Origin of the sequence: Cyclobacterium sp. (assembly GCF_014762705.1) — a bacterium.
Taxonomy (GTDB): domain Bacteria; phylum Bacteroidota; class Bacteroidia; order Cytophagales; family Cyclobacteriaceae; genus Cyclobacterium.
On record NZ_JABURL010000095.1, the window covers coordinates 116,099 to 139,909 of the forward strand.

Sequence of the window (23,811 nt, forward strand, 5' to 3'; positions counted from 1 at the left end):
GATATGTCTAGAATAGGTAAAAAACCGATAAATATACCTGCGGGTGTGACTGTAGACGTTTCTGATCACAATCAGGTAACTGTTAAAGGTCCCAAAGGTACACTGGTACAGGAGGTAAATCCTGATATATCAGTAAAAGTTGCGGACAATCAAGTGGTATTTGAAAGACCAACTGATTCAAAGCGTCATAAATCCCTGCATGGACTTTTTCGTTCTCTGGTAAACAATATGGTTGTCGGGGTTCATGAAGGATATAAAAAAGACCTGGAACTTGTAGGTGTAGGCTATAAGGCTACCAATCAAGGTCAGATTCTTGAACTTTCACTGGGTTATTCACACAATATATTTTTGTTGGTTCCCCAGGAAATAGCTATCAAAACTGAAACTCCCAAAGGAAAGAATCCATTGATTTCACTTGAGGGAATTGACAAAGAATTAATCGGACAGGTTGCCGCTAAAATCAAATCCCTGCGTAAAGTTGAGCCTTTCAAAGGTAAGGGTGTAAGATTTGTTGGTGAGCACATTAGACGTAAAGCTGGTAAAACTGCTGCTAAAAAATAATTAGAAGATGGCTTTCAAGAAAAAAACAAGAAGACTGAGAATAAAAAGAGGTATCCGAAGAAAGATTTCCGGTACCGATGCCAGGCCAAGACTTTCTGTGTTCAAAAGTAATACAGGGATTTACGCACAATTGGTTGACGATTTAAAGGGGCAAACGCTAGCAGCTGCGTCCTCTAAGGAATTAGGTTCCAGTAAAAATATAAATATTACCGTTTCGAAGGAAGTTGGTAAAAAGCTTGCTGAAAAAGCGGTAGCCAATGGTTTGAATGAAGTAGTTTTCGACAGAAGCGGGTATCTTTATCATGGAAATGTAAAAGCTTTGGCCGATGGTGCCAGAGAAGGAGGCCTTAAATTTTAATCATTATGTCCCAAACAAGTAAAAAACCCATTCGGGCTACAGATACAGAATTAAGTGAAAAGGTAGTTGCCATTAACCGGGTGGCTAAAGTGGTAAAAGGTGGACGTAGGTTCTCTTTTTCCGCCATAGTAGTTGTTGGTGATGGAAAAGGAGTTGTCGGATTTGGTCTGGGTAAGGCCAATGAGGTTACCGATGCCATTACCAAAGGAGTTGAAGACGCCAAGAAAAACCTTATTCAGGTTCCTTTACTGAAAGGTACCATTCCCCATGATCAGCTGGGTAAGTATGGAGGAGGTTTGGTATTGATCAAACCAGCAGCTCCCGGTACAGGTGTTTTGGCCGGTGGAGCCATGCGTGCAGTACTGGAAAGCGCCGGATATACCGATATCCTGGCCAAGTCAAAAGGCTCTTCCAATCCGCATAATGTGGTAAAAGCAACCATTGATGCCCTGGTCAATCTTAGGGACGCCATTGCTGTATCTCAGCAAAGGAGAGTTAAATTATCTAAAGTATTTAACGGTTAAATTTATGGCTAAGGTTAAAGTAACACAGATCAGAAGCATTATAAAACGACCTAAAAATCAGAAAGCAACGATAACAGCTCTGGGATTAGGTAAGATCAATAGAACGGTAGAAGTGGAAAATACCCCACAGATGCAGGGATTGATCAAGAAAATCAGCCATTTAGTTAAGGTTCAGGATGTTTAAACCGGAAGCTTTAAAGCTTGCCGAGTTTTAGACCAGTAGAAAATAGATATAAAATGAAATTACATACATTAAAACCAGCCGAAGGTTCCATCAAAACCAGAAAAAGAATTGGTAGGGGCCAGGGTTCCGGTAGGGGAGGTACTTCCACCAGAGGTCATAAAGGTGCTAAATCCAGATCTGGTTATAAAACAAAACTTGGCTTCGAAGGTGGGCAGATGCCCTTACAACGTAGGGTTCCAAAGTTTGGTTTTACCAGTCATAACAGAGTGGCATACCAGGCAATCAATTTAGACAAGATACAGGAACTGGTTACTAATCTGAGTATTGATACGATCGATTTGGACGTATTACGTGAAAATGGTTTAGTTTCCAAAAAAGATCTTGTAAAAGTGCTTGGAAGGGGCGAACTTACCTCGAAAGTAAATGTAAGTGCCCACAGCTTCTCCGCTTCAGCTATTGCTGCTATTGAAAAAGTTGGAGGATCTGCTAATAAGATTTAATTCATGAAAAAGTTTATCACAACAGTAAAGAACATCTTTTCGATTGAGGATTTGAGAATCCGAATTTTGAATACAATAGGATTACTTATTGTTTTCAGGATCGGCTCTTTTGTGGTCCTTCCGGGGGTAGATCCCAGTCGTCTTGGAGAAGCTGCCTCAGGTATCTTCGGGTTGATTGATACCTTCCTGGGTGGTTCTTTCAGTAGGGCTTCCATATTTGGTTTGGGTATTATGCCCTACATATCTGCTTCAATTGTCCTGCAATTGTTGACTGTTGGGGTACCGTATTTTCAGAAATTGCAAAAGGAAGGGGAATCCGGTAGAAAGAGGATCAATCAAATTACACGGATCCTGACCATACTGATTACTTTTGCCCAGGGGATTGGTTACATAACAGCCACTATTCCAGATGAGGCCATTATGATTGATAAGACCCTCTTCATGGTATCAGCACTCATTTTGCTTACATCCGGAACCATGTTTTGTATGTGGATAGGCGAAAAGATTACTGAAAAGGGTATTGGTAATGGTATATCCATGTTGATTATGATAGGGATTATTTCAGCCCTACCAGGAGCTATTATTTCAGAAAGTTTATCAAAAGGTGGAGGTGGAATACTCTTACTGATCCTTGAAGCCGTGATTTTGTTTTTCGTTGTAGTTGGGGTAGTGGCTTTGACAGAGGCTGTCAGAAGGATACCGGTTCAATATGCCAAGCAAGTTGTTGGTGGGAAGGTATATGGTGGTCAACGCCAGTACATCCCTATCAAAGTGAATGCCTCAGGAGTAATGCCCATTATATTTGCACAATCCCTGATGTTTCTTCCTGCGCTTATTGCTCAAATTTGGGCTGAATCAAGTGATATTGCTGCTTATATAGGGACTACATTTTCTGATTTCACCTCATGGCAGTACAACCTGGTATTTGCGCTGATGATCATTCTTTTTACATTCTTCTACACCGCTATCACGGTGAATCCGGAACAGATTGCAGAGGATATGAAAAGAAACGGCGGTTTTGTCCCAGGTATCAAACCTGGTGCTCCAACCTCCGAGTTCATTGACAATATTATTTCCAGAATTACGCTGCCAGGTTCCATTTTACTGGCCCTGGTGGCCATCATGCCAGCCTTTGCCATTATCGCCGGAGTGAGTGGGGAGTTTGCCCAATTTTATGGAGGAACTTCTCTGCTTATTATGGTCGGAGTTATTTTGGATACTTTGAGGCAGATTGAAAGTTATCTGTTGATGAGACATTATGAAGGAATGATGAAAAGTGGTAACATGAAAAATGATCCTTCAAGTTACGCTGTAGCTTAAATATGATACAGTTTAAGACTGAAGAGGAAATTGAAATTATAAAAGAAAGTGCGCAGATTTTAGGAAAAGCGCATGGCGAGGTAGCCAAACATGTGAAAGAAGGAGTAAAGACTGCTTCTTTAGATAAAATTGCTGAGGAATTTATTCGGGACCACCATGGAGTTCCTTCATTTAAGGGATACAATGGTTTTCCAGCTTCATTGTGTATATCCGTGAATGAAGTAGTAGTTCATGGATTTCCCAGTCAGTATGTTTTGAAAGATGGCGATATAATCTCAATAGATTGTGGAGTCTTTCACCAAGGTTTTCATAGCGATTCCGCTTATACTTACCCTGTTGGTGAAGTTTCCCCCAAAGTTATTGAGCTGCTTAATGCTACCAAGGAATCCCTTTATGTTGGGATAGAAAAAGCTGTTTTTGGTAATCGTGTTGGCGATATAGGAAACAGTATTCAAAAATTTATTGAAGCGAAAGGGTATACGATAGTGAGGGAGTTGGTAGGTCATGGTCTTGGCAAACAGCTTCACGAAGCCCCTGAAGTTCCCAATTGGGGCAAAAGAGGTAGCGGAGCCAAATTAAAACAAGGAATGGTCCTTGCCATTGAGCCCATGGTTAATTTGGGTACCAGGAATATCGTTCAGGAAAGAGATGGCTGGACCATTAGAACAGCGGACCGGAAGCCCTCTGCTCATTATGAACACACTGTGGCCATATTTGAGGACAGAACAGAAATATTGACAACCCATCGTTATATAGAAGAGAATTTTAAATCTTAATTATGGCTAAACAGGCATCTATAGAGCAGGACGGCACCATTGTGGAGGCATTGTCCAATGCAATGTTTAAAGTGGAACTGGAAAATGGTCATCAACTTATTGCTCATATTTCCGGTAAAATGCGGATGAACTATATCAAAATTTTACCAGGAGACAAGGTAAAACTGGAAATGTCTCCCTATGATCTCTCAAAGGGGAGGATAGTTTACCGCTACAAGTAAACAGCGGAAAGAGCAAATGACAGCATCGAATATTAGAAAATTAGTATTGATATGAAAGTTAAAGCATCTATTAAAAAAAGAAGTGTTGACTGTAAAGTAATCCGGAGGAAAGGAAAACTTTACGTGATCAACAAGAAGAATCCAAAGTTTAAACAAAGACAAGGTTAAATACTATGGCTAGAATTGCAGGTGTCGATATACCAGACAATAAACGTGGTGAAGTAGGCCTTACTTATATTTTTGGTATTGGCAGGAGTACAGCCAGGGCCATTCTTACTAAGGCAGGAATTTCTTTAGACAAGAAAGCAGGAGAATGGGATGATGATGAATCTACCGCTATCAGGAACATCATTGCTGAAGAGCACAAAACAGAGGGTGTTCTAAAATCCGAGGTACAGTTGAGTATTAAAAGGTTGATGGATATTGGTTGTTACAGGGGTTTGAGGCATAGGAAAGGTTTGCCTGTCCGTGGTCAGAAAACAAAAAATAACGCCAGAACCAGAAAAGGTAAGAGAAAAACTGTTGCCAATAAGAAGAAAGCGACTAAATAAATCCTGACATAGATTATGGCTCAGAAAAGAAACGAAAAGACAAAAGCTAAGAAGCGGGTTGTTAAAGTTGAAGCGGTTGGACAAGCCCATATCAAAGCTTCCTTTAATAATATCATTATCTCTATTACCAACAATTCAGGTCAGGTTATTTCCTGGGCTTCTGCTGGTAAGATGGGATTCAGGGGTTCTAAGAAGAATACGCCTTATGCTGCTCAGATGGCTGCCCAAAACTGTGGACAAGTAGCATACGATCTTGGTTTGCGGAAAATCGAGGTTTTTGTTAAGGGTCCGGGAGCGGGCAGAGAATCTGCTATAAGAACCCTCCAGAATGTTGGTTTGGATGTAACCACCATCACTGATGTTACTCCGTTACCACACAATGGATGTCGTCCTCCAAAACGCAGAAGAGTTTAATTTAAAGAAAAATAAGCATGGCTAGATATAGAGGTCCAAAAGCAAAAATTGCCAGAAAATTTGGCGAGCCCATTGAAGGGCAAAGCAAAGTGCTTCAGAAGAAAAATTATCCTCCGGGGATGCATGGTAGAGGCAGAAGGAAAAAGCAGTCTGAATTTGCCATCCAATTGATGGAAAAACAAAAAGCAAAATACATCTATGGTGTATTGGAAAGGCAATTTGCTAAAATGTTCAATATTGCTTCCAGAAAAAAAGGCGTAACCGGTGAAAACCTGTTGCAATTGCTGGAAGCCCGTTTGGATAATACCGTTTATCGTTTGGGGATCGCTCCGACCAGGAGAGGTGCCAGACAATTGGTTTCCCACAAACATATCCTTGTTAATGGTGAATTGGTAAACATCCCTTCTTTTCTTTTAAAACCCGGTGATGTGGTTGGAGTAAGGGAAAAGTCCAAATCATTAGAAGCAATTACCGAAAGCCTTAGAGGCAGAGGGACTACCAGATATAGTTGGTTGGAATGGGACAATGGTTCCCTAAGCGGCAAGTTTGTTAGTGTTCCTTTGAGGGAAGATATTCCGGAGAACATCAAAGAACAACTGATAGTTGAATTGTACTCTAAGTAATCATTTACATTCCTAAAAAAAGAATTAAGATATGTCCATATTAGCATTTCAAATGCCAGAGAAGGTGGTAATGGAAAAAGCAGATGATTTTCATGGTCTGTTTACCTTCAAACCACTTGAAAAAGGATACGGGGTAACCATTGGTAACGCCCTTAGAAGGATTCTTTTGTCTTCGCTGGAGGGATATGCCATTACTGCGGTAAAATTACCCGGTGTGGTGCATGAATTTTCCAGTATAGAGGGAGTGGTTGAAGACGTGACTGACATTATTCTTAACCTAAAACAGGTTAGGTTTAAGAAGATCCATGATGCCATCGACAATAAGATTACGGTCGAGGTTAAGAATAAAGATGTTTTTACTGCTGGTGATATAGCTAAATTTACCACCTCATTTGAAATATTGAATCCTGAATTGGTCATATGTCATCTGGATGATTCCAAAACCCTCGAAATCGAACTCAGCGTGGATAAGGGAAGGGGATATCTTCCTGCAGAGGAATCCAAGCCGAAAGAACAGCTATACGGAACCATTTCTGTTGATGCTATTTTTACGCCCATTAAAAATGTGAAATACAGGATTGAAAATACCCGGGTGGAGCAAAAGACCGATTATGAGCAACTGATCATGGAGGTTAGCACTGACGGTTCCATTCACCCTGAGAAGGCATTGCAGGAGTCCGCTAAGATTCTTATTCAGCATTTCATGTTGTTTTCCGATCAAACAATGGTCATTGATGCGCCTGGCAGTGGTGCCATTGAGCCTATTGATGAAGAGTACCTGCACATGAGGAAATTGTTAAAAACTTCTCTGAGTGATCTGGATCTTTCCGTAAGGGCTTATAATTGTTTGAAGGCAGCTGATGTAAAAACATTGGGTGACCTGGCCAAGCTGGAGATTTCCGACATGATGAAATTCAGGAATTTTGGTAAAAAATCCCTGGCAGAATTGGAGCAGTTGATCCAGGAAAAAGGCCTGACTTTCGGTATGGATCTTTCTAAGTATAAACTTGATGAAGAATAATTAAAATGAGACACGGTAAGAAATTTAACCATTTAGGTAGAACCGCCTCACATAGAAAGGCCATGCTTTCAAATATGGCCAAGTCTCTCTTGGAACACAAGCGGATCAGTACTACCCTTGCCAAAGCCAAAGAGCTGAGGAAATATATTGAACCTTTGATTACAAAGGCAAAAGAGGATACTACACACAACAGAAGGATTGCATTTGGGTACCTGAAAAACAAGGAAGCTATCAAACTTCTTTTTGGGGAAGTTGTGGAAAAAATAGGTACCCGTCCTGGAGGCTATACCAGAATCATAAAAACCGGTTTCAGACTTGGTGATAATGCAGAGATGTGTATCATTGAACTGGTCGATTACAATGAGCTGTTATTGAAAGATGATCAGCCTGCTAAAAAGTCTGGCCGTAGAAGAAGCCGAAGAGGATCTGGTAAGAGCAGTGATGCTGCAGATGTTCCTGTGGCAGAAGAAGTTAAAGAGGAGAAAGAAAAGCCTAAGGCCAAGAAAAAAGCCAAGGATACGGCTGCGGAAGAAAAGGCCGAAGCCCCTTCAGACAGTGCTGCTGAATCACCCGAGTCTTCTGCTGAGGACAATGCTGATAAAGCAGGGGACGATGCAGATAAAAAGGATGACGATAAAAAATCAGAGTGATATATGTTTTATCGGATGAAATGAATTGGGGATTGGGCTTTTGTTCAATCCCTTTTTTGTGTCCTTTTCTTTGAATGCTTTCTACTACTTATGATAAAATTATTAAATTTGCCTATCAAAAATTAATATGAACAAGAAAAAAGCCACCCTCCTTTTAGCAGATGGAACCGTCTTTACTGGTAGTTTAGTAGGTAGTCATGGTACCAATGGCGGAGAAATTTGCTTCAATACCGGCATGACCGGCTATCAGGAAATCTATACCGATCCTTCCTATACAGGGCAAATCATCGTTAACACAACGCCTCATATCGGCAATTACGGGGTAGTTGAAGAAGATGAAGAATCAGATCATCCTCTAATTGCGGGTATTGTTGTCAATGACTTTTCTGAAATCTACAGCCGCCTTGATGCAAAGGAATCCCTGCAAGGATACCTGGAACGTCACGGTATCACGGGCATTGCCGATGTGGATACGCGGAAGCTGGTCAGGCATATCCGGTCCAAAGGAGCGATGAATGCCATTATCAGTTCAGAAATAGAAGATCTGGATGCCTTGAAAAAAGAATTGGATAAGGTTCCGGACATGAATGGGCTCGAACTGTCATCCCAGGTTTCTACCAAAACACCTTATTACCATGGTGATGAAAAGGCAAAATTGAGAGTGGCCTGCGTCGATTATGGCATCAAAAAAAATATTCTCAGGTGTTTTGCAGAACGAGGGGTTTATTGTAAGGTTTTTCCTGCCAAGACTACCTTTGCTGAAATGGAGGAATGGAAGCCCGACGCTTATTTTCTTTCCAATGGTCCCGGAGACCCTGCTGTCATGGAATATGCGGTGAATACAACCAAAGAAATATTAGACAATAATAAACCTTTGTTTGGTATATGTCTTGGGCATCAGCTTCTGGCCAGAGCCTGTGGTATTTCCACCTATAAAATGCATCATGGCCACCGCGGACTTAATCACCCCATTAAAAACCTTATTACCGGAAAAAGTGAGATCACTTCACAAAACCATGGTTTTGTTGTTAGCAGGAAGGACATTGATCTTTCAGATAGATTGGAAATTACTCATTTACATCTCAATGATGAAACTGTGGCTGGGATAAAAGTGAAAGATAAGCCGGCTTTTTCTGTTCAATTCCATCCTGAAAGTTCTCCCGGACCTCATGATTCCAGGTATTTATTTGAACAATTTATTTCATTATTAAAGAATTAAATCTTAAACATTATATTTTGTTATGACATTGATACAATCCATACACGCAAGACAAATTTTAGATTCCAGGGGCAACCCTACGGTGGAAGTAGATGTATTTACCGATAATGGTGCCTTTGGAAGGGCTGCTGTCCCAAGTGGAGCCTCAACTGGTGTACACGAAGCAGTAGAACTGAGAGATGGAGACAAAAGTGTATATATGGGCAAAGGAGTCCTCAAGGCAGTTGCCAATGTAAACGATGTAATCGCTCCGGAATTAATTGGTTTTGACGTTTTTGAACAAAATCAAATTGATCAGATGATGCTTGGTCTGGATGGAACCAAAAATAAATCCAAACTGGGAGCAAACGCCATCCTGGGTGTTTCTCTTGCCGTGGCCAAAGCAGCGGCCATGGAATCAGGACAGCCATTATACCGTTATATCGGAGGTGTAAACGCCAATACTCTGCCTGTACCCATGATGAACATTTTGAATGGTGGTTCACATGCAGATAATGGTATTGATTTTCAGGAGTTTATGGTAATGCCAGCAGGGGCATCTTCATTTTCCGAATCCCTTAGGATGGGAGCCCAGATTTTCCATGAATTGAAAGCCGTTTTGAAGAGCAAAGGACTTTCCACCAATGTAGGTGATGAGGGAGGTTTTGCGCCGGATCTTAAAAACAATGTGGAAGCCATAGAGGTGGTTTTACAAGCCATTGAAAAAGCAGGGTTTCGTCCTGGCGAAGACGTTTTTATTGCCATGGATCCTGCCTCCTCTGAATTTTATGATGAGGAAAGGGGATTGTATGTATTTAAAAAATCCACAGGTGATGAATTGACCTCGGAGCAGATGGCCAACTACTGGACCGAATGGGTGAATAAATACCCCATAAAATCTATCGAAGATGGCATGCAGGAAGACGATTGGAAGGGTTGGAAAATGATGACGGAATCAGTTGGCGATAAAATCCAAATCGTTGGCGATGACCTTTTTGTTACCAATGTGGAAAGGTTACAGAAAGGTATAGATGAGAAAATAGCCAATGCGCTTTTGGTAAAGGTAAACCAAATCGGATCTTTGACAGAAACCATAAACGCCGTGGACCTCTGCCACCGAAACAAATACAAATCGGTGATGTCCCACAGATCAGGAGAAACGGAAGATTCTACTATTGCGGACCTGGCTGTGGCACTCAATACAGGTCAAATCAAAACCGGATCCGCCTCCCGTTCAGACAGGATGGCAAAATACAATCAGTTGTTGAGAATTGAAGAGCAACTTGGGGATTCCGCTTATTTCCCAGGATTGAAATTTTAATGCAGCATCGATTCAGGTAAAGTCAAAACCTGAGTGCAAATTGCAATCAAAACCCTTTTTAGGAATTAGCCTTTAAAGGGTTTTTTATTTTAATAAAGGGGCTATTTGTTTATTTTCCTCCCTACAGAATACAGTTTGAAATACATCCGTTTTTTCTGTTAAATAAGAATTGGTTTTTGTTTCCCAAATTCTTAGGTTTATTATAATATGGAAACAATTAAAATGGCGGCAAGCATTTCACTGGGCTTACTGCTGCTTTTGCTGGGATCAACCCTCAGCATTCCTTTGATGGCCCAGAAGATCAAGGTAGAAGGAAGGGTAGTGGACGAGGAAACAAATTTGCCCTTGTCTTTTGTCACAGTATTTGTAAACAATACTGCTGAGGGTACCGTGGCAAATGAAAACGGAAAGTTTGAACTGGAAATGGAAGCAGGCCACTATGAACTGGTTCTGTCTTTGGTTGGATATGAAAACCTGGTTTATTCGGCAGATTTCTCAGGTGAGCTGCCCCGGTTTGTTTTTGAGATGGCGCAGAAGCCTATCGACCTGAATGAATTGCAAGTGGATGGAGAAAGGAGCAGTGAATGGTACGAAAACCTGAAGCTCTTTGAATACCATTTTTTGGGTAACAGCCGTTTTGCCACAAGCTGCAATATTATTAATCCGGAGGTTTTGGTCATTGACTTTGATCAATCGTTTCTGAAAGTTTACAGTACAGACTTTTTAATTATAGAAAATCATGCACTTGGATACCGCATAAATTATCTTTTGAACTCCTTTGTGTTGGATACCGAAAAAAAAATATTTCACTATTTGGGTTATCCCAGGTATACCGAAATGGATGGTGGGAAGATAAAACAACGCAGGTGGAAAAGAAACCGGTCATCGGCATACCTGGGTTCCTGGTTGCATTTTAAGCGAAGTCTTCTGGAAAGTACTACAGATATGGAAGGGTTTGAAGTCAGAAAAATGAAGCAAGTTCCTAATCCTGAACGGCCATCAGATAGGAGAATTCTTGAGGCAAAACAGCAACTTGAAATTTCAAAGGATTTACCCTATAGCATTTTCAGGGACTCTTTATCGGCAATTGTTAGCAAGGAGTCTCTTCCAAAAATAATTGATAAAGTAGAATCCGACCCACTAAAAGAATCGGAATATAGCACTGTCACTGATGGAGAACTTATTTTAGAGTTTGATGATTTTTTGCAAATCACCTTTACCAGAGGGAAAATCAGCAGGGAGTTTATCCATTCATTTGTACCAGGTAAAGCTCCCAGATCCCCCTATCCTGTTTCATTTTTAAGGCAAACGGCTCCTGTATCGATATATCCAACCGGATTGGAGGCCAATCCCCTTTCCCTGTATCTGGAGGGGTATTGGAGCTGGCAAAGAATGGGGGATGATTTACCAATGGATTATAAATTGCCTGAATAATACGTACAAGGGATAGGGCATTTTTGGATGGTTGACATTAGTTTTCCTATATTTGGGAAAACATTAAGTAAAGAAATGGCCAAATACATCAGGTACACCAAAAACTTCTACTTCGTATTTACCGTTTTATTCATCATATGGATGGTTTTTATTGACAGCAATGATATCATCAGCCATTTCAAACTCCGGTCCAAATTAAATGATTTGGAAAATCAAAAGGAATTTTACCAGGAGCGAAAAGAAAAAATACAGGCTGAAAGAGAAGAATTGCTGAGCAATTATGAGCTGTTGGAAAAGTTTGCGCGGGAACGCTATTTGATGAAAAGGAAAACGGAAGACCTGTATGTTATTGTGGAAGAATGATTTAATACAAAAATGCACCTGCGTTCTACTGCTGGGAATTTTTATTTTTCAGGATTTTGAAGCCCATGGGCAAAGACAGATTTATCCCGAAGAGAATCCACCCTTAAAAGAACGTTTGTACTTTGGTGGCAATGGAAGCCTTCAATTTGGAACCATCACTTTCGTGGAAGTATCTCCTCTGGCCGGGGTAATGATCACCGAAAGGTATTCAGCAGGTCTGGGAGCTACCTACCAATATTTAAACAACCGATTTTATCAAAATGGGGATGCCCATATATATGGGGCCAGGATATTCAACAGGTTTAATGTTTTGCCGAAAATATTTTTACATGCGGAATATGAAGCGCTCAATGTAGAGGTGGCCAATCCTATCCCAAATACCACTGATGTGATCTTTACCAGGGATTGGGTTCCTGGCTTGTTTGCAGGTGCAGGTTATTTTACCCCCTTTGGAGAAAGAGGGGGAATGAACTTCATGCTATTGTACAACTTTAGCTATGACAATAGAAGGTCTCCTTATAATGAACCATATGTCATCAGAGTGGGTTTTGTATTCTAAAGTTACAACAAAGCATGGATTCATTTATAGACCGATTGCACGAAGCCCACAACCACTGTCCGGAATGCCCTTCCCCCAAAGTGATCAGTCGCTTTTTTGATGATATTCTGGGCATATTGTTTCCGGAGCATGCCAATGAGATCCTTAGAGACCGTGACAATCTGGAAAAGAAGTTCTTTCAATTGAGGGAGCAACTTACGAGTGTGCTTAAGAAAAATGTGGTTTTGCACAAAGGCGATGGGCAAGCCCTGGCTGAAGCATTCTTTGATCGCCTGGAAGCAGAAGTATTTGAAAAGCTACACGAAGATTTGCAGGCCATGTTTGAAGGGGATCCCGCCGCAAAGTCCAAGACTGAAATTATCCGTTGTTATCCAGGATTTTATGCCATTGCAGCCTACCGCATAGCACATTTATTGCACGTACTGGGAATTGGCCTTATTCCAAGAATGATTACCGAATATGCCCATGGAAAGACAGGAGTTGACATACATCCCGGAGCCAAAATTGGTCGTTTTTTCTGCATTGACCATGCCACCGGGATTGTGATTGGAGAAACGACCCGAGTGGGTGATCGGGTAAAAATATATCAGGGGGTAACCTTAGGTGCTTTGAGTGTCAACAAAGAAGATGCGGATAAAAAAAGGCATCCCACTATAGAGGACGATGTGGTCATTTATGCCGGTGCCACCATATTGGGTGGAGATACCGTTATAGGGAAGGGCAGCGTAGTGGGTGGAAATGTCTGGCTGACCAAAAGTATTCCCCCAAAAAGCAAAATTTATTACCAGACAAAAATTTATGACGGGGCATCAAACCTGACAGACTTTTATGTACTGAAAAGTGATGCCTGAAATACCCATCTATGAAGTTATTTGAATTAATAGGGAAAACCCCTTTAATTGAACTGGAGCAGATTCCTGTAAATCCCAAAGTCAAAATTTTCTGTAAACTGGAGGGGCAAAACCCAGGAGGCTCTGTAAAAGACAGGGCCGCCTATTACATGATCCGGCAGGCCTTGGATAGGGGAGAAATCGGAAGAGGATCCAAACTTGTGGAGGCCACCTCAGGAAACACAGGAATTGCCCTGGCCATGGTAGCCAACTTGCTTGGGGTAGAAATGACCCTGATTATGCCGGATAACTCCACCAGGGAGCGGATTTTATCCATGGAGGCCTATGGTGCCAAAGTGGTCCTTACGCCGGCAGAAAAAACCATAGAATATGCACGAACCCTGGCTGAGGAAATGGCTGCCGACAAGGGATATTTTATGCTGAACCAATTTGCCAACCCAGATAACTACAGGGCCCATTACCAGACCACGGGCCCGGAAATATACCGGGATACGGGAGGGAAGATCACCCATTTTGTCTCCGCTATGGGTACCACCGGTACCATCATGGGGGTGTCACGGTACCTGAAAGAGCAAAACAAAGACATCCGCATTGTAGGTACCCAACCTACCGATGGGTCCAGTATTCCCGGGATCAGGAGGTGGTCCCCGGAATTTTTGCCTAAAATTTTCGAACCTGAAAGGGTTGATCAGGTGATCGATGTCAGTGAAGAACAGGCCACCGCGATGACCCGCAGAATGGCCAAGGAAGAAGGTATTCTGGCTGGGATGAGTAGCGGAGGAGCACTTTTTGCAGCTTTGGAGCTTTCCAAAACACTTGAAGAAGGCTTGATCGTGTGCATTACCTGCGATAGGGGTGATCGGTATTTGAGTTCCAATCTGTTTGGCTAAGCCATACAAACTTTTTAAATCAACTTTTTTCCACTGCTAATTACTACTAAACAGAGTTGGTTTTCCCATTTTCGATTGTTGGATGTACCTGTTATTATAAGGATGTTGAATAAGGTCAAAAGGGAACTTACCAAAAGTATGGACGCAACCCTATTGGTACTTAGCTATAGTACAATTGAGTTAAATCTATCAATAATATACTGGAATCAGTATCATTAAATAACCGTCAAGCAGGATTCTTAATATTTCAAGCTTTCCTTGGTTTTTATATGAGTTTGGCATACTTTTTATCATTCTATCAGGACTCGTATCCAAAATTAACCTATGGAATTTGGTGAATTAGTAGCTTATTTTGTTTTAAGCCTTGCCATCATAAATGCAATTATTTTGATCCTGGCTGGTAAGAGAGCAAAAGTCTCTCAGCAATATATGGGGTTTGCACTACTGTTTTTTAGTGGATTCCTTTTTACCCAGCATTATGAATTTATTGTCGGGTGGCTATCAATTCTGATGTATATCCTAATGTTTTGTGTAGGTCCCTTTTTTTACTTTTTTATCCGAAATTCACTAGTTGGTTCTAAAAGCAACAACTACCTGGATTTACTCCATTTTCTTCCATTAATTCTGCTATCAATTCCGGTGGTACTCATCCTCACCAGGAAGGAGTTGCCAGGTTTTTTGTTTTCTACCTCCCAGGTCAACCAACCAATAGAATTCGAAATACCTGGCGGTTCGGCGTTTACTTTTGTCTGGTCCCATGAACTTTTACTTTGTTCACTTCTGATTTATTACCTTTTAGGGCTGAGGTTATTGTTTTTTGCCCAACCGATTAATATTCATTATTCGGAACAACGGAAAATAAAAAGATGGCTGACTTGGATTTGCTGTCTTTTTGGTCTCTTACTAATCCTTTTTAGTCTAAGCCAGGATTATGTAGAATCGCTTGTGGAGCAAAAGCTCCTGACAAGGGATCTGGTAATGCCTGTTGTTCTTCTGGTGTTAACTGTTGCCATGCACTTCAAACCCAATCTTGTTTACGGTTTTGATTTTGGGGAAAATCCGGAATCCCGATGAAGATTTACAGTCAAATTTCGCGTTTAATTACTGCCTGGGAAAAGCAAATGAATGGAAGTTTTAAGGGGGGGCTGCAGGGAATAATTCACCAGATCCACAGACAAAGGTTGGTTTTTGGGACTGTGTTTGGATAAAAGGTAAAAATCAAGTAACAAAATCAATTCGAAAGTTGCTACTTGTAAAAAACCACTTGGTCAAACTTTTCGATTCTCGTATATTTCTGACTATGAAAAACTATACTGCAATCAAGGCTGCCTGTCAGTCAAACTCGATATTCACTTCCCGAATTCTGGATGAGTTTTTACTCTACTATGCGGCAGAAAAGGACAAACTTGCCAAAGAAGCAGATCAAAGGTTGGGAACTTACCGGCACATTACCCAAAGCATAGACAAGAGCTGGTATAACATGTTGAAATCCCAATACATCATCCACCGGGTAATGAAAGAGAGTGGATTGATTCATAAATATTTAAAGCATGCGGCCATAAATCGCCTTGAAGCAACAGACAAATCCTGGCTGGAGCAGCAGGCATCTTCACCTTGGGAATTTAGTTTTGCCAGAATTTTAGACAGTCCGGAAGCTGATTTTTATTCCATGGAAGATGTGTTTTCAGGAGATACCTACCTGCTATATTCCACAGGAATTTCGGATATATTAAAAAGTGGACCCATAGAACTTTGGTTTAACCTCATCGGCTTCAATGGTTCTTGTTGGCAAACTTATGGACCATTGGGCGGTTATAAGAGTTTTTCAGCGGATGATGTTTTCTTTTTTGCTACCGAGATCAACCCAGGCATTACAGATGAGTATGCATTGATGAAGGATGTTGCCAAAAATCCGGTACCCTATATGATGCTCTTTGGCCGTTCCAATTACCCGCTGACCGTTCATGAAGGGGAGGTGCTGGAAGTTGTCCTGTCCGAATTGGAAGATGTTGACCTGAAAGAAGCAGATTTGGAGAAGGAATTTCAAGTCGACAGGATAGATATGGTTTACCGCATGAAATTACCTGGCATGGAAAATAAGCCTCACTTTGCTGCGGCTTATTATGACAAGGAGGAGAAATTTCTTCAAGTAACAGCCATGACGGAAAAAGGTTACATGGCTTTAGCCAAAATCTTTCAAAAACTAGGGGTACAGGTTGAGGTGCCGGCAGATATCTATGTCCGCCCCTCCATGTTGTCCGCAGCTCAGGAGATTCTGAAAAAGGAAATCGAACTCATGCCTTATGAATTGCTATTCGAAGAGGATGTAGATCAGGAAGATCCGGATGTGGAAATGAAAAAGTTAAATGAACTGATGGCCCTGGCACTTCCTTTTATCAATGAGGGAAAGGAACCGGATCTGGAAGCCCTGGCTCAGGAGGTCGGTTTGGATCTGGAATCTAACCGGGAAACCCTAACCGCCATTTTTGAAGATATCAAAAGTAAAAGGAAGAGGTAAGCTTTTAAAAAAATAAAGAATCCCCAAAGGCATTTACCAATGATAGGCCTCTATTTTATAAGGGAGTAGGGGTGTTATTGCAGTTAAGGTTCCGGTATTGCTATCAAAACGACCTGCTCCAGGGATATTTCAATTTGGAAAGATAAACCTAAATTCCCCTTTCCCCCATTTATAGGGGGAAAGGGGGGCGCAAGCGTACTGCTTCACTGTACCTTAGTTTTTTATCCTGATTAAGTTTTAGGTTTCATAATAGCCTGTCCCAGGCAGCGGGAAAGGCTGAAATTTCAAAATAATTTTAAATATTTCAATGATTATTTGAAATTGCAATGAAGTGACTGATTTTGTAATGGGGTCGGGCTGCAACCTGTGCCTCATGGCATAGAATTCCTGGAGCATATTTCGGGTTAAACAGGTATATCGCAAAATCCCCACAAAAATAATGGCTATATTATGCCCGGAATTTTAAATAAACTGACAAGAAATCGAGCATGATGAAAGGGTTGCACAGTGGGATGATTATCACGGCAAGATTCACCCTGGTATAGGGACAGGCTATCCCGTTTTCTTTGTCACGGTACAAGTTATGCCCATTATAAATCAAAATTATAAACATATGAACAAGCGAAGAGCATTTTTAATCAAATCGGCCTTTGGTGCTGCCGGTATGGCTTTGGCCCCGTCCTGGTTAAATGGCGCACCCGCCATTATTAAAAGGTATAACAAACCTGATTCTAATATCAATGGCGTGCAGATCGGATGCATTACCTATTCCTTCCGCTCACTGCAGGATCAAAGTGCCGAAGCCACATTGAAATATGTCACCGACTGCGGTATCAGTGCCATCGAATTGATGGGAGGACCGGCTGAATCCTTTGCGGGTATGCCCGAATCGGATTTAAACCGAAGACGGATGTATCAATTGAGAGGTAAACAGCGAAGTGGAGAAGCCCTGACAGCTGAAGAGGCCAAAGAATTCGCTTCCCTTCAGGAAGAGGCGGCAGCCTATGGCACAGAGGTCGCGAAATGGAGAAATCAGGTGGATTTTAAAAAATTTGAACAGCTCCGAAAGATGTACAAAGATGCCGGTGTCAGTATTTATGCTTTTAAACCCAGTGCCTTCGGTAAAAGCAATTCAGATGCCGAAATTGCCTATGGTATGAAAGCTGCCAAAGCATTGGGGGCTTCCCACGTCACTTTGGAACACCCTTCCGATGATGCCCATACATTGAAACTGGGTAAAATGGGAGAGCAACACAAGATGGCTGTGGCCTACCATGGGCATGAGCAGCAGACCTTTACCTTTTGGGATACTGCACTGGCCCAGAGTCCAAGAAATGCCTTGAATTTTGATGCCGGTCATTACATTGCTGCCGGGCATACGGATATCATGGCACTGCTGGAAAAACAACACAGCAGAATTTTGAGCATGCATACCAAAGACCGGCAGACGCCAGCCAACGGCAAAGGCAATCTTCCCTGGGGAACCGGTGATACCCCTATTGTGGAAATCTTGCAAATGATGCGTAAAAATAAATATAAATTTCCTGCTTCCATTGAGTTGGAACACCAGATCCCTGAAGGTTCGGATGCCATAAAGGAGGTTCAGCAATGTCTGGAATATTGCAAATCTGCGCTTGCTTAATGTTATTTTATCCAAAGCCCCTTTTAATTTTTTGGGGTTTTGGATATTTCCCACCCCTGGATATGGATAGGTTTGTCTCCTTGAGTTGACGGGTATAGTGAAATAATACAAATATGAGTATTTCATTTTATCCTTCGGTTTTTATGATTCCATAATTCTAAGCCAATCAAATCATCTATTGATAAAAGTGGTTCAACATACCTCAAATTGAAGTCTCTGGAAAATCAATTGCTATTTCAACTCGCCCGTGAGCGGACAAAAGTGTTCGGATTTTTTCAATTGTAAAGGTAAAAATAACCTTTATCAGCCCTGAAAACAGTTTTTCGGACTGGCACCATATTGGGTTTTTATAAAAGACAGGAAAATTCCGTCTTCCTGCTCAACGTCAAAGGATATGATAAAAAGTTACTTTAAGATATTCCTCCGAAACCTGAATAAAAACCCAAGCTACACCCTGATCAATATTTTTGGGTTGGCAGTAGGAATGGCCTCCAGCATTTTGATCTTTATGTTTGTGCAACATGAACTCAGCTATGACCAATACCATGAAAAATCAGACCGGATATTCAGGGTCTCAAGGGCCTGGTACAACCAGGATGGGGCCGTTAGCCTGCACCTTGGTCATGCCGCACCACCTTTTGGCCCATTGTTGAAATCTGATTTTGAGGATCAGGTAGTAGAAGTGGTGCGGCTGATGAATACTTCGGTAATCATCCGGGAAGAAGATAAGGTGTTTAAGGAAGACCGGCTGTTTTTTGCCGATCCATCGGTATTTAATGTTTTTTCATGGGAAATGCTGGAAGGTAACCCCCAAAATGCCCTTTCCTTTCCGGATGGCCTTGTCATCAGTTCAACCATGGCGAAAAAATATTTTGGAGAAGAGGATCCGATGGGGAGAACATTGGAACTTAGGGTGGGATCCAATGTTTTTAATGGGCTGGTCCGGGGGGTCATGGCAGACATTCCCGATAATTCGCATTTTCAGGCCGATTTTTTGGCTTCCATGGAGCCCGTTGTAAATTTCTATGGAGGATATGAGGCAATGATGACGAATTTTGGGAGCAATAATTTTGCAACCTATCTTTTGTTGAAAGAAGGGGTGGATCCGAATGGGATAATAGACCAACTTCCGGATTTTGTGGACCGCCACATCCCCGCAAACGGGCAGGGAATACCTGCTTCCCTGGGTACGCAACTCTTTTTATGGCCCTTGACGGATATCCACCTGCATTCCAATCTTGACTCTGAAGTCGAACCCAACAGCAATATAGAATACGTATACATTTATGGCGCCATCGCCATTTTCATCTTATTGATCGCCTGCATCAATTTCATGAATTTGGCTACGGCACGTTCTGCCAAAAGAGCACTGGAAGTGGGCCTTAGAAAAGTGATGGGAGCAGACCGGCAATTGTTGGTCAAACAGTTCATGGGAGAAACTACGCTGATGTCTATTTTTGCCCTATTGGTTGCATTGCTATTGGTTTGGCTCACTTTACCGATGTTCAGCAGCTTTACAGGTAAAGAGTTAAGCCTGAACCTGGTGGATCACCCTGAATACCTGGCAGGTTTTGTGGTCCTTGTGATTTTTGTGGGATTGATCGCCGGAAGCTATCCCTCATTGTTTCTTTCCGGATTTCAGCCGGCCAATGTGTTGAAAGGCACTTATAAGATAGGGTCCATTCATGAGAAGTTAAGGTCTTTTTTGGTGATAGGGCAGTTTGCAATATCGATAGTATTAATTGTAGCTGTTATGGTGGTGATCGGGCAGTTGGATTTTATGAAAAACAAGGATCTCGGATTTGACAAAGAAGAAATTGCCATCCTCCCGGCATTTGTGGAGTTTTCCAGCAACTATGCCCTTATGCGGGACAGACTGATGCAGCATCCGGGAATTGAGGAAGTGGCCATTTCCAGCAGGATTCCCTCAGGCAGGTTGTTGGATTCCCAGGGAGCACAGGCCGAATTGGATGGAAACCTTACACCAATCAATACCCGGATTTCCGATATACATATCAGTCATACCTTTATGCAAGTCTTCGGTATGGAAATACTGGAAGGCAGGGATTTCGACTTCAACATGGCAGCTGACTCCTCCCAATCCTTTATTTTGAATGAATCGGCCGTAAGGGCAATAGGTTGGGCATCACCGGCAGCGGCTATAGACAAGCAGTTCAATTATGGCAGCAGAAGGGGACAGGTCATCGGGGTGGTCAAGGATTTCCATTTCGAATCCCTGCATCAGCCCATCAGTCCCATGGTTTTTATGGTACCTGACTCCCGCTTTAACCAGGTTGCGGTAAAACTCAGCAAAGACCACAGGGAGGAAACCCTGGCTTACCTTCGGGAAGAATGGCTGGCCATGCGTCCCGACTACCCTCTGGAGATCACCTTTGTTGCCGATAAATTTGATGAACAATACCTGGAGGAAGAGAAAATAGGGACGGTTTTTGGTTTTTTTGCCGGTCTGGCCATTTTGATTTCCGTATTGGGCCTTTTTGGGCTAACTGCATATGCCACAGAACAAAGGATCAAAGAAATAGGCATCCGAAAGGTGCTGGGGGCCAGTAGCTGGAACATCGTTTTACTTTTGGGAAAGGACTTTTTAACGCTGGTATTAATAGGGTTTGTTATCGCCTTACCAATGGCATGGTTTGGCATGAGCCAATGGCTGGGAAATTTTGCCTACAGCATTTCTGTTTCCTGGATTGTAATGGCCATGGCGGGTCTCCTGGCATTGATAATTGCAGCGATAACGGTTAGTTCCCAATCTTTTCGGGCGGCATTGGTCAATCCGGTAGATACTTTTAGGAAAGAGTAATTATGCTAAAAAATTATTTGCTTATCGCCTACCGAAATATTTTAAGAAATAAATTAAGGACTTTTGTCCATATTATTGGTCTTTCCCTGGGGATAGCGGTTAGCTTTCTGGTGTTTCAATTGGTTTGGTTTGAATACAGTTTTGACCGTTTTCATCCTGATGCAGATAGAACTTATCAGGTGAATACCCTTTCAAAATACCTGGATGGCTCTTGGCTAAACGGGGGTGTTCCTGTTCCGCTGGCAGCTGTGATTCAGGAAAAAGTTCCGGAAATAGAGAGGATGGCCCAGTTTTATACACTTTGGGAGGTGAAGGTATTTGAAGCAACCGAAAATCGCCTGTACCAAAATGGCAATAAGGCGATACTAACGGATTCCGGATTTTTTGATTTGTTTCCCCGAAAATGGTTGGCTGGAAATCCAGGCACTGCGCTAAGGGAAGTAAACCAGGTAGTCTTGACGGCTTCAGCTGCTCAGCGGTATTTTTCAGGAATGCCTTACCATGAAATCATGGGCAAAGAGCTGACCTATTTTTTCAATGATACCATTCAGGCCGATGTGGTGGGTGTAGTAGCAGATTTCGAGGAAAAAACAGATATTAAATTTACAGATTTCCTTGCTATCGGCAATATGTCAGACCAGAAGGATTTTTACCAGACTGAAAATTGGAATTCTGTGAATTCTTCCTCTCAATTGTTTGTCAGATTATATGCGGGAGGACAGGTAGAACAAGCATCAGCAAAATTATTGAACCTTGCAGACCAATACCTTAATGAGGAGGAGGACGGATCCATGGAATTTAGCTTGTTGCCTCTCAGCGAACTGCATTTTCATGATAACTTCGATAATCCTGGTGCGAATAAAATGGTATTAAACGGTTTGATGGTCATTGCCGTTTTTATTCTCACTTTGGCGGGTTTGAACTTTATCAACCTGGAAACGGCCAGGTCCATGATCAGGGCCAAAGAAGTGGGTATTCGGAAAACTCTCGGCAGCAGCAGGCCTCAGTTAATTTTTCAGTTTTTAGCTGAAACCGGGCTCATTGTGGTTTTTTCAATGGTTGTGGGGATGTTTTTATCAAAAATGCTGAGCCAGTATTTTGCTGGCTTTCTTCCTAATGATTTAAGGCTTCAATATGCAGCCTTTCCTACCCTGATTTTCTTGCTTGTTCTTGGCATTTTTCTTACAACTGTTTCCGGAATTTTCCCGGCATTGGTATTATCATGGTACCAACCCCAAAGGGTGATGAAGAAAGATTATGTAAATTTTTCCGGATTTTCAATCGGTTATTTTATTCGTAAAAATTTGATGGTATTTCAATTTGCACTTTCCATCGCCTTTGTGATCTCTGTCCTGGTTGTTTCCAATCAAATCAATTTTCTGATGAAAAAGGATCTTGGTTTTGACAAGGAGCAGGTAATGCACCTGAGGATTCCTTACAATCAATCTCAAGAAAAAAAGGAAAGCTTCAAAGCCAGCCTCACCCAACAGAGTTTTGTTCAGCAGGTATCGATGGGCAATGACGCCTTGGCCTCCAGCGGGCTTTTGACTACCTATGCGGAGGTAGAGAAAAATGGAAACAATGTGGAAATGGAGGTCCAGGTGAAAACCATTGATTCCCATTTTTTAGGGGTGTACAAGGTTAACCTATTGAGCGGAAGAAACATCCGCAATGTCCCCGGAGAAATGTTGGTCAATCAGGGATTTTTGAGGGAAATGGGTTTTGGAAATCCGGCTGATGCCCTTGGCTTAGCTCTCAACGTCAACGATAAGGAACAAGTGATCGTGGGCGTTACCCCGGATTTTCATTCACGAACCCTGAGAGAAAACATCAGACCCATGGTCATGTTTTATCGGCCTGAAAACAGTTCCGTGATCAGTCTAAGGTTAAATGGAAATGCTGACCTGGAACAGGCAAAATCTACCCTTGACGGAATTAGTAAATCATTTTTCCCCGATGACCAATTGGCATTCCAGTTTTTTGATGAAACCATCGGGGCCTTGTACCAATTTGAAATTAGACTACAAAAAATACTTGGTATGGCTACGGTCATGGCTTTGGTCATCAGTTTTCTTGGTTTGTTTGCCCTGACTTCATTTACTATTGCCCAGAAAACCAAGGAAATGAGCATCCGCAAAGTTTTGGGGGCTAGCCTATCGGAATTGATTGCTGGCTTGTCAAAGGAATATGTTCTTCTGATTGGGATAGCCTTTGTGCTGGGTGCTGCACCCGCCTGGTATTTCCTTGGCCATTGGCTGGGAGATTTTCAATACCGGATCAATATGCCCTATGGCTTGTATCTTTTGGCAGGCTTATTCGCCTTGCTTGCAACCTTGGGTATTGTGGGCCTGCATACCTATCAGATAGCCCAAAAAAATCCTGCCGAGGTGCTGTCTAGTGAGTGAAAATGCAGTTGATTTCATTTTATTTCAGGCACCCTCCAATTATTAGTTTATTTTTAATCTGTTGGTCCCGTCAAAATCCCTCCCGAAAAATATTGGGACCCTCAAA

Annotated in this window: 26 protein-coding genes; all 26 read left to right on the top strand. The window is 42.0% G+C overall.

What is annotated here, in order from left to right; genetic code table 11:
- Window positions 1-3: 3 nt before the first annotated feature.
- Window positions 4-561: a 50S ribosomal protein L6 gene (gene rplF / locus HUJ21_RS18735; protein WP_166147498.1), complete on the top strand. Its 558-nt coding sequence runs from the start codon at window positions 4-6 to the stop codon at window positions 559-561.
- Window positions 562-568: 7 nt separating this feature from the next.
- Window positions 569-919: a 50S ribosomal protein L18 gene (rplR, locus tag HUJ21_RS18740; protein ID WP_166147500.1), complete on the top strand. Its 351-nt coding sequence runs from the start codon at window positions 569-571 to the stop codon at window positions 917-919.
- 5 nt (window positions 920-924) lie between these two features.
- Window positions 925-1,443, top strand: a complete 519-nt coding sequence (rpsE, locus tag HUJ21_RS18745) for a 30S ribosomal protein S5 (RefSeq protein ID WP_166147502.1) — start codon at window positions 925-927, stop codon at window positions 1,441-1,443.
- Between the two features lie 4 nt (window positions 1,444-1,447).
- Window positions 1,448-1,627: a 50S ribosomal protein L30 gene (gene rpmD / locus HUJ21_RS18750; protein WP_222851987.1), complete on the top strand. Its 180-nt coding sequence runs from the start codon at window positions 1,448-1,450 to the stop codon at window positions 1,625-1,627.
- 53 nt (window positions 1,628-1,680) lie between these two features.
- Window positions 1,681-2,127: a 50S ribosomal protein L15 gene (rplO, locus tag HUJ21_RS18755; RefSeq protein ID WP_291372066.1), complete on the top strand. Its 447-nt coding sequence runs from the start codon at window positions 1,681-1,683 to the stop codon at window positions 2,125-2,127.
- Between the two features lie 3 nt (window positions 2,128-2,130).
- The gene (gene secY / locus HUJ21_RS18760; protein ID WP_166147508.1) at window positions 2,131-3,447 is read left to right on the top strand and encodes a preprotein translocase subunit SecY; all 1,317 of its coding nucleotides are present in this window, start codon (window positions 2,131-2,133) and stop codon (window positions 3,445-3,447) included.
- A gap of 2 nt (window positions 3,448-3,449) precedes the next feature.
- Entirely contained in the window at window positions 3,450-4,223 is a 774-nt protein-coding gene (gene map, locus HUJ21_RS18765; RefSeq protein ID WP_166147510.1) for a type I methionyl aminopeptidase, read from the top strand.
- Between the two features lie 2 nt (window positions 4,224-4,225).
- Window positions 4,226-4,444, top strand: coding sequence for a translation initiation factor IF-1 (gene infA, locus HUJ21_RS18770; RefSeq protein ID WP_073095415.1), 219 nt, complete (start codon window positions 4,226-4,228; stop codon window positions 4,442-4,444).
- A gap of 51 nt (window positions 4,445-4,495) precedes the next feature.
- Complete coding sequence (gene rpmJ, locus HUJ21_RS18775; RefSeq protein ID WP_009034194.1) at window positions 4,496-4,612, top strand: 50S ribosomal protein L36; 117 nt, start codon at window positions 4,496-4,498, stop codon at window positions 4,610-4,612.
- A 5-nt stretch (window positions 4,613-4,617) separates the two neighbouring features.
- On the top strand, window positions 4,618-4,995 hold the full coding sequence (gene rpsM, locus HUJ21_RS18780) for a 30S ribosomal protein S13 (RefSeq protein ID WP_166147512.1): 378 nt from the start codon (window positions 4,618-4,620) through the stop codon (window positions 4,993-4,995).
- Between the two features lie 15 nt (window positions 4,996-5,010).
- The gene (gene rpsK, locus HUJ21_RS18785; protein WP_014020645.1) at window positions 5,011-5,409 is read left to right on the top strand and encodes a 30S ribosomal protein S11; all 399 of its coding nucleotides are present in this window, start codon (window positions 5,011-5,013) and stop codon (window positions 5,407-5,409) included.
- Between the two features lie 17 nt (window positions 5,410-5,426).
- A complete protein-coding gene (gene rpsD, locus HUJ21_RS18790) occupies window positions 5,427-6,032 on the top strand; it encodes a 30S ribosomal protein S4 (RefSeq protein ID WP_291372067.1) in 606 nt (201 codons plus the stop codon).
- Between the two features lie 31 nt (window positions 6,033-6,063).
- The gene (locus HUJ21_RS18795) at window positions 6,064-7,053 is read left to right on the top strand and encodes a DNA-directed RNA polymerase subunit alpha (RefSeq protein ID WP_166147523.1); all 990 of its coding nucleotides are present in this window, start codon (window positions 6,064-6,066) and stop codon (window positions 7,051-7,053) included.
- Between the two features lie 5 nt (window positions 7,054-7,058).
- Window positions 7,059-7,703 (top strand): 50S ribosomal protein L17, encoded by a 645-nt coding sequence (gene rplQ, locus HUJ21_RS18800; RefSeq protein WP_291372068.1) that lies wholly within the window; start codon window positions 7,059-7,061, stop codon window positions 7,701-7,703.
- A gap of 127 nt (window positions 7,704-7,830) precedes the next feature.
- Window positions 7,831-8,922, top strand: a complete 1,092-nt coding sequence (gene carA / locus HUJ21_RS18805) for a glutamine-hydrolyzing carbamoyl-phosphate synthase small subunit (RefSeq protein ID WP_291372069.1) — start codon at window positions 7,831-7,833, stop codon at window positions 8,920-8,922.
- Window positions 8,923-8,944: 22 nt separating this feature from the next.
- Window positions 8,945-10,222 (top strand): phosphopyruvate hydratase, encoded by a 1,278-nt coding sequence (gene eno / locus HUJ21_RS18810; protein ID WP_291372070.1) that lies wholly within the window; start codon window positions 8,945-8,947, stop codon window positions 10,220-10,222.
- A gap of 207 nt (window positions 10,223-10,429) precedes the next feature.
- Window positions 10,430-11,656: a carboxypeptidase-like regulatory domain-containing protein gene (locus HUJ21_RS18815; protein ID WP_291372071.1), complete on the top strand. Its 1,227-nt coding sequence runs from the start codon at window positions 10,430-10,432 to the stop codon at window positions 11,654-11,656.
- A gap of 75 nt (window positions 11,657-11,731) precedes the next feature.
- Window positions 11,732-12,019, top strand: a complete 288-nt coding sequence (locus HUJ21_RS18820; protein WP_163380310.1) for a septum formation initiator family protein — start codon at window positions 11,732-11,734, stop codon at window positions 12,017-12,019.
- On the top strand, window positions 12,000-12,578 hold the full coding sequence (locus tag HUJ21_RS18825) for a hypothetical protein (RefSeq protein WP_291372072.1): 579 nt from the start codon (window positions 12,000-12,002) through the stop codon (window positions 12,576-12,578). The genes HUJ21_RS18820 and HUJ21_RS18825 overlap by 20 nt, the downstream gene beginning before the upstream one ends.
- Window positions 12,579-12,592: 14 nt before the next feature.
- Window positions 12,593-13,429 (top strand): serine acetyltransferase, encoded by an 837-nt coding sequence (locus HUJ21_RS18830; RefSeq protein ID WP_291372073.1) that lies wholly within the window; start codon window positions 12,593-12,595, stop codon window positions 13,427-13,429.
- Between the two features lie 11 nt (window positions 13,430-13,440).
- A complete protein-coding gene (gene cysM, locus HUJ21_RS18835; RefSeq protein WP_291372074.1) occupies window positions 13,441-14,319 on the top strand; it encodes a cysteine synthase CysM in 879 nt (292 codons plus the stop codon).
- Window positions 14,320-14,643: 324 nt separating this feature from the next.
- Window positions 14,644-15,393, top strand: coding sequence for a hypothetical protein (locus HUJ21_RS18840; protein ID WP_291372075.1), 750 nt, complete (start codon window positions 14,644-14,646; stop codon window positions 15,391-15,393).
- Window positions 15,394-15,619: 226 nt separating this feature from the next.
- Window positions 15,620-16,837, top strand: a complete 1,218-nt coding sequence (locus HUJ21_RS18845) for a hypothetical protein (protein ID WP_291372076.1) — start codon at window positions 15,620-15,622, stop codon at window positions 16,835-16,837.
- Between the two features lie 613 nt (window positions 16,838-17,450).
- Window positions 17,451-18,479, top strand: a complete 1,029-nt coding sequence (locus tag HUJ21_RS18850) for a sugar phosphate isomerase/epimerase (RefSeq protein WP_291372077.1) — start codon at window positions 17,451-17,453, stop codon at window positions 18,477-18,479.
- 394 nt (window positions 18,480-18,873) lie between these two features.
- Entirely contained in the window at window positions 18,874-21,300 is a 2,427-nt protein-coding gene (locus HUJ21_RS18855) for an ABC transporter permease (protein WP_291372078.1), read from the top strand.
- 2 nt (window positions 21,301-21,302) lie between these two features.
- Complete coding sequence (locus tag HUJ21_RS18860) at window positions 21,303-23,705, top strand: FtsX-like permease family protein (protein ID WP_291372079.1); 2,403 nt, start codon at window positions 21,303-21,305, stop codon at window positions 23,703-23,705.
- The last annotated feature ends 106 nt before the right edge of the window (window positions 23,706-23,811 follow it).